The 7186-nt window shown below is 56.4% G+C and carries 7 protein-coding genes; 5 read left to right on the plus strand and 2 right to left on the minus strand.

The annotated features are described in order from the left end of the window. The first annotated feature begins 21 nt into the window (after positions 1-21). A complete protein-coding gene (gene plsY / locus MK323_13570; GenBank protein MCH2483179.1) occupies positions 22-612 on the plus strand; it encodes a glycerol-3-phosphate 1-O-acyltransferase PlsY in 591 nt (196 codons plus the stop codon). 10 nt (positions 613-622) lie between these two features. Here the strand turns inward: plsY and tsaD are convergent, their stop codons facing one another. Further along, positions 623-1639, minus strand: coding sequence for a tRNA (adenosine(37)-N6)-threonylcarbamoyltransferase complex transferase subunit TsaD (gene tsaD, locus MK323_13575; protein MCH2483180.1), 1017 nt, complete (start codon positions 1637-1639; stop codon positions 623-625). Between the two features lie 207 nt (positions 1640-1846). Between tsaD and rpsU the strand changes: the two genes are divergently transcribed. Together rpsU and MK323_13585 are read left to right on the plus strand one after the other, a co-directional pair. After that, a complete protein-coding gene (gene rpsU / locus MK323_13580; GenBank protein MCH2483181.1) occupies positions 1847-2062 on the plus strand; it encodes a 30S ribosomal protein S21 in 216 nt (71 codons plus the stop codon). A 71-nt stretch (positions 2063-2133) separates the two neighbouring features. Continuing rightward, positions 2134-2550 (plus strand): GatB/YqeY domain-containing protein, encoded by a 417-nt coding sequence (locus MK323_13585; protein ID MCH2483182.1) that lies wholly within the window; start codon positions 2134-2136, stop codon positions 2548-2550. 11 nt (positions 2551-2561) lie between these two features. On the opposite strand, the gene MK323_13590 is transcribed toward MK323_13585, so the two are convergent. Continuing rightward, positions 2562-3623, minus strand: coding sequence for a COX15/CtaA family protein (locus MK323_13590; protein MCH2483183.1), 1062 nt, complete (start codon positions 3621-3623; stop codon positions 2562-2564). A 182-nt stretch (positions 3624-3805) separates the two neighbouring features. Here MK323_13590 and dnaG point away from each other — a divergent pair, with 182 nt between their 5' ends. Together dnaG and rpoD are read left to right on the plus strand one after the other, a co-directional pair. Then, a complete protein-coding gene (dnaG, locus tag MK323_13595) occupies positions 3806-5566 on the plus strand; it encodes a DNA primase (protein MCH2483184.1) in 1761 nt (586 codons plus the stop codon). A gap of 92 nt (positions 5567-5658) precedes the next feature. Next, the coding region (rpoD, locus tag MK323_13600) for an RNA polymerase sigma factor RpoD (GenBank protein ID MCH2483185.1) at positions 5659-7186 on the plus strand (1528 nt) is incomplete at its 3' end.

Genomic DNA, 7186 nt, shown 5'->3' on the forward strand with positions numbered 1-7186 from the left:
TCCGATCAACTGACCGAATCCATGCTTTATCTGATTACGCCATTTGCCGCCTACCTGCTGGGATCGGTCTCCAGCGCGATCCTGATTTCAAGCCTGCTGGGACTTCCGGACCCACGTACTGAAGGCTCTCGCAACCCCGGGGCGACCAATGTCCTACGCCTGGGCAGCAAGCCCGGCGCGGTGCTCACACTGGCTGGCGATATTGCCAAGGGCGTGCTGCCGGTGGTTGCAGCGCGCTGGTTTCTGGATGAACCTGTACTCCTCGCGTTGGCAGCCCTGGGCGCGTTTCTGGGACACCTGTTTCCGGTGTATTTTCGCTTTGAAGGCGGTAAGGGTGTTGCGACCGCCCTCGGTGTACTGGCAGCGATCGACTGGCAGCTCGCCTCGATTCTGATTGTCACCTGGCTCGTGGTTGCGGCGGTGTTTCGGTACTCATCACTTGCCGCCCTGGTGACGGCGGCTGCAGCACCCGTCTACGCATTCTGGCTCACCGGCGAACCGGTTTTCGTCGCACTGGGCGCAGTACTTGCCGCATTACTTTTCTTTCGCCACAGCGAAAATATTCGCCGCCTGCTCTCCGGCAATGAATCGAAGATCGGCAAGAAAAACTAGCCGGGTGGGTTCAGTCGACCGGTGCCAGATCGGTCAACGACCAGCGGGGGCGGACCGTAAAGTCTCGGTCATTGTGCTGCCCGCGCCTTAACCGGATCCAGCCGGCATAGGCAATCATGGCCGCGTTATCCGTACAGAACTCCGGCCGGGGATAGTAAACCCGGTAACCTTGCTCGTCTGCCATCATACTGAGTCGCTCGCGAAGCACCTGATTCGCCCCAACACCACCCGCAACGACCAGACGTGCCCGTCCTGAAGTCCGCATTGCGCGGGTGCACTTGATCACCAGCGTATCCACGGCGGCGTCCTGAAACGCCAGCGCAATATCGGCAATGGCCTGCGGGTTGAGTTCGCACTGTGCTGCCGTGTTGCGGGCAAATGTTTTGAGGCCACTGAAACTGAAATCGAGCCCCGGTCGGTCGGTCATTGGTCGTGGGAAATGAAACTGTCCTGGACGACCGCTTATGGCCGCAGCAGCCACGGCAGGACCACCCGGATAATCCAATCCCAACAGTTTTGCGATTTTGTCAAAGGCCTCACCCACCGCATCGTCCAGCGTGCTGCCGAGTAATTGATAACGCCCAACCGCTCGGACATCCACCAGCATGGTATGTCCACCGGACACCAGCAAAGCCAGAAAGGGAAATTCCGGCGGGTCCGCTTCTAGCATCGGTGCCAGCAGATGGCCTTCCATGTGGTGAATTCCAGCAGCCGGTATATCCAGGGACCAGGCGAGGCTGCGACCGAGAGCGGCACCCACAAAGAGTGCCCCTGCCAACCCGGGACCTGACGTGTACGCCACGCCATCCAGATCATCGACTTTTAAGTCCGTATCAGCCAGGACCTGCTGGACCAGCGGCATCAACAGGCGCACATGGTCGCGGGCAGCGAGTTCCGGCACAACCCCACCGAAGGGTCGATGACTGTCGAGCTGTGAAGCCTGTCGGTGGCCTCTAAGCCCGCCAGCAGAATCGTACACAGCGGCCGCTGTGTCATCACAGGAAGTCTCAATACCCAGTACCTTCATCGTGTTGACCTATGGACAGGAGTTAACAGCTGAAAAGACCCCGGTAGGATTGAACAGGCATAACTGGCAATCAAATATTCACTATCAGACCTATTATTATAGGGGCCGGGCCGGCCGGTCCCGGTTATATCTGATGTACTTACAATGCTTAAGAGGGTAGAATTGCCGGCCCTTTTTCGCCGTTTTGCGTGAGGAGAGACAAATTCAATGCCCAGTGTAAAGATCAGACAAGACGAACCCTTCGACGTTATCCTGCGTCGTTTTCGTCGTGCCTGCGAAAAAGCCGGCGTGTTTACTGAATCACGCCGACGGGAGTATTACGAAAAACCCACCACCGTACGCAAACGCGCTGGAGCAGCGGCCGTCAAGCGCGAAAAGAAACGCGTCAGTCGCCAGGACCCCAGAAGAAACCGACAGTACTGAGCGAGACTCAGTCGCTCTTTCCCCTCAAGGTCCGGACCCCCGTGTCGTTAAAAGCTCGAATTGCAACCCACATGAAAGAGGCTATGCGTGCGAAGGACCGGCCTCGCCTGGAAGCCGTGCGCCTGCTTCGTGCTGCCATTCAGCGCCGCGAGATCGACGAACGCACTGATCTTGATGACGACGGTGTACTCTCAGTGGTACAGAAAATGATCAAACAGGGCCATGATGCTGTGGAGCAGTTCGAAAAAGGCAATCGTGACGACCTGGTCAACAAAGAAACCGAGATGCTGCGGGTGCTTGAAGATTATCTCCCAGCGCAGTTGGGTAAACCCGAAATCGAGGCGCTAATGGACTCAGCCTTTGCTGAAACCGGCGCTGCCTCTCAGCGCGACATGGGCAAGGTCATGGCCTGGTTGAAACCGAAAATCAATGGGCGCGCCGACATGGGACTTGTCAGCAGCGCCGTCAAACAGCGCTTAAACAGCTGACCCCAGTCGGTTCAGGTGTGGCCCCCAGCCACAGAAGACCCAGACTCTGCACCGGCCAAGTGCCGCGTTATAAATACCACGTACAGGGCAGCCGTTAACAGCGCGAGCGCTGCTCCCTGGTGTGCGGCAGCCAGCACCACCGGCACATGCAGCACCAGTGTTGAGATACCGAGGCTCACCTGGATCAGGGCGAGCATCGCGAGTACAGCCACCGCAGCCCGATACGTTCTCAATGCGTCATCCCGCCAGGCTCTAAGAGCAAACAGCAACACCAACACAAATGTTGTGATCGCCAACCAGCGGTGATTGAACTGTACTGCGGGTATGGTCTCGAAAAAGTTGAGCCAGAAAGGCTCCGCGACCCGATACCCCGGTGGAATCCACTGGCCAGCCATCAGTGGAAACGTATTAAATGCGTGCCCGGCCTTCAGCCCGGCTACAAATCCCCCGGACAAAATCGTGACAACGATCATAGCCGTGATGCCGATGGCCCCTCGTGAGAGAGGGGAAACTGTACTGCGATGGGAACGTTCACTCATCAACCCTAAAGCAGTCCAAAACAGGTAGGCGTAGATGGCGACGGCCACAATCAGGTGCGCCGTCAGGCGATAGGGACTGACCCGGGGCACATCAACAAGCCCGCTCTTGACCATGTACCAACCGAGCAGCCCCTGTAGACCGCCCAGCACAAACACCAGCGACAGCTTGGGAATCAGTGCACGGCGTATTCGCCCACGCCATAAAAACACCAGGAAAGGGACCAGGAACACCAGTCCGATTGCTCTGCCCAACAGTCTGTGGAAGTACTCGACGTAGAAGATGGTCTTGAATTCATTCACCGTCATCTGGTGGTTGACCTTCTGAAATTCGGGCGACTGCTGGTAATGGTTGAATTCCGCCTCCCAGGCCGCAGCTGTGATCGGGGGAATAGCCCCGCTGAGCGGTGCCCATCGAACCATCGACAGACCCGAACCGGTCAAGCGGGTGACACCACCGAGCACCACCATGGCAAAAACCAGAAAACAGCATACCAGTAGCCACACGCCAACCGCGCGATCAGTGCTCCGCACCATTATCTTGTCCTTCTAAATTCATTGAGTTTCAGGTTATATCGGATGACACAACAAGGTGGCCCTGCAGGAATCAATCGCATATTGGTCTCCAAACTACGGTTGTGCTTGAACCATACAAAATACGCCAGGTCGCAGCGGATCGGCGGTGATAATATCGCTCGTTAACTGGCTGAGGACACGCGATGCGCGGCAGAATACCCCGGGAGTTCATTGATGAGTTACTTGCCCGCCTTGACGTGGTGGAAGTCATCGATCGCCGTGTGCCGCTCAAGAAAGCAGGTAAGGACTTCAAAGCCTGCTGCCCCTTTCACAACGAGAAAACACCCTCTTTCACAGTAAGCCGACCCAAACAATTTTATCATTGCTTTGGCTGTGGTGTGAGCGGTACCGCGATCACATTTCTCATGGAGTTCGAGCATCTCAGCTTCCCCGAGGCAGTCGAAGAGCTGGCCGGTGAAGCCGGTCTGGAAGTTCCCGATACCGGGCCCGCAAGGTCCGGCGACAACCCGACGCTGCCGCTGCTGGAGATCCTGGGCGAAACCAGCCGTTACTACAAGGATCAACTGCGCTCACACAGCGATGCCTCAACCACAATCGCTTATTTGAAACAGCGGGGTTTGACCGGTGAGATCGCCGCCCGATTTGATCTCGGCTACGCCCCGACGGGCTGGGACAATCTGTCGTCCACGGCCGGCAACGAAGAAAAGCTTGATTTGATGGTTAAAGCCGGTCTGATTTCCAAACGTGAGTCCGGCGGTCACTATGACCGGTTCAGAGCCCGGGTTATTTTCCCCATACACGACAGCAAGGGCCGTGTCATCGCGTTTGGCGGTCGTCTATTGGATGAGGGAGAACCAAAATATCTTAACTCGCCCGAAACACCGGTATTTCACAAAGGCTCGGAGCTCTATAACCTGCATCGCGCACGCTCTGCCATCGCGCAGCAGCAGGTGTCAATCGTGGTTGAAGGCTATATGGATGTTCTCGCCCTCGCCCAGCATGGAATCGATCACTGTGTGGCAACCTTGGGTACCGCGACAACAGCAACTCACCTGCAGCGGCTGTTTCGGCTTGCACCGTCCATTGTTTTCTGCTTTGACGGAGATCGGGCCGGGCGAGACGCAGCGGGACGGGCGCTGGAAATTGCGCTGCCGTCGCTCGAAAGCGGCCGCCAGGTCAGTTTTCTGTTTCTTCCCGATGGTGAGGATCCCGATTCGGTTGTTCGTGACCAGGGGGCAGACACGTTCAGGGCGCTGATCGAGTCTGCCACCCCCTTGCCCGATCTACTGTTCGATACCCTGCTGAACCAGACAGACCCTACCCGCATGGATGGCAAGGCACGACTGGCGACACTCGCCCGGCCGTTAATTTCCCGAGTTCCTGAAGGCCCGCTGCGGGAGCTGATGCAGCAGCGCCTGAGCGACCTCACGGGAATTGCGCCTGGCGGCCTTGGCGGGTCACCGGCCACACCCGCAACGGTTCCCCATAAGCGCTCTTCTGCTCGCAGCAAAAGGCTTTCGCCCATGGCCACGGCGATCAGTGTTCTGGTGCAGCGCCCTCAGCTCGCTGCCGGCCTGGATCTACCTGCCGCTGTGGTTGACACGCACGACGATCCCGGCGTTCAGTTACTGACAAAGGTTCACGGGCTGGCGCGGGAGAACCCGCAGCTGACTACAGCCAGCCTGATCGAGCGATTTAGGGGGAATGAGCAGCAGCCGACCCTTGAAAAACTCGCTTCGCGGAACCATCTGGTAGACGACGACGGGTTGGAGATTTTTCTAGCCGAAACATTCGCCACGCTGGCGTCCCAGTCGATCGACGATAGAATCGCAGAACTGTTGCATCTGGCGTCTGAACGAGAACTCAGTGAGATCGAAAAACATCGGCTGGGCGAGCTCTACCAGCAACGCGAGTCAGTACGGTCTGACACGACCGAGACCTGAATTCGAGCGCAGAAACCACATCTTCATGGTATAATTCCCGGCCCAGCCGTATAGTATTTCTATTCATTATTTTCGTCCGGAGCGTACAGTCTATGGATCCACAGAGTCAACAGTCTGAACTCAAACGCCTGATTATTAAGGGAAAAGAACAGGGATTCCTGACTTATCGGGAGATCAACGACCATCTCCCTGAAGACATGAATGACACCGACCAAATTGAAACGGTGGTCAACATGATCAACGACATGGGCATTGAGGTCTTCGACAGCGCACCGGATCCTGATTCACTCCTCCTGAAAACGGCAAATACAGACGATGAAGAGGTCGTCGAGGAAGCCGAGGCGGTACTGACCACCGCTGTCGAGAGCGAGTTTGGCCGTACCACCGACCCGGTCCGCATGTACATGCGGGAGATGGGGACAGTGGACCTTCTGACTCGGCAGGATGAAATTAACCTGGCCAAGCGGATCGAAGACGGCATCCGACAGAGTGTTGAAGCGATATCCACTACCCCGGTCATCATTGGTGAGCTGATTCGCCTCGCTGGCCTGGTCGAGGCAGGTGAGATGAAGCTGCCAGAACTGCTGGTCGGCTTCATCGATCCCAACGCTGAAGAAGAGGAAATCATCCCTGCCGGTGGTGTCCGACAGGCTGACAGTGACGACGAAGACGCCGGCCCCCAAGGCCCTGACCCGGTAGAAGCCAAAGAACGATTTGACCGCATCCGCAAAGGCTACAAGAGTCTTGTTCGAGCCCGCGACCGATACGGCATCGGTGCGCCGCAGCTGCAGAAACATCAGAAGAAACTGGCCGCTGAGCTTCTCGAGATCAGACTAGCGCCCAAGCAGATCGACTACCTGTCACTGATTATGCGAGTGATCGTCGATGATGTCAGGCGGCTGGAAAAACAGGTGACCCATATCTGTATCAGAAAAGCAAAAATCACACGAAAAACCTTTATCAGCAAGTTTGTGGGGCGCGAGTCTGAGCTTTTTTGGATCCGCAGTCTGATGCGAGGCAAAGAAGGCAGTAAAGATATACTGAAGGCACACGCTGAGAATCTCGAACTTGTTCGCAGAAAGCTGGGTCATATCGAACAGCAGGCCGGCATTCGCGTCAGCGAGATCAAAAATGTCAACAAACAAATGTCCATCGGCGAAGCGAAGGCTCGCCGGGCCAAGAAAGAAATGGTCGAGGCAAATCTGCGGCTTGTTATTTCCATTGCCAAGAAATACACCAACCGCGGTCTGCAGTTCCTCGATCTCATTCAAGAGGGCAATATTGGCCTGATGAAAGCGGTAGACAAGTTTGAATATCGGCGCGGTTATAAGTTTTCGACCTACGCGACCTGGTGGATTCGCCAGGCGATCACCCGGTCAATAGCGGACCAGGCGCGTACCATCCGCATACCGGTGCACATGATTGAAACCATCAACAAGCTGAACCGGGTCTCCCGGCAGATTCTGCAGGAAAAGGGCCGTGAAGCTCTGCCGGAGGAACTCGCCGAACGCATGGATATGCCAGAAGACAAGATCCGCAAGGTCCTGAAAATTGCCAAAGAGCCAATCTCAATGGAGACCCCAATCGGTGACGACGAAGATTCACACCTAGGCGATTTTA

Source organism: Gammaproteobacteria bacterium (genome assembly GCA_022450155.1).
GTDB lineage: Bacteria > Pseudomonadota > Gammaproteobacteria > Arenicellales > UBA868 > REDSEA-S09-B13.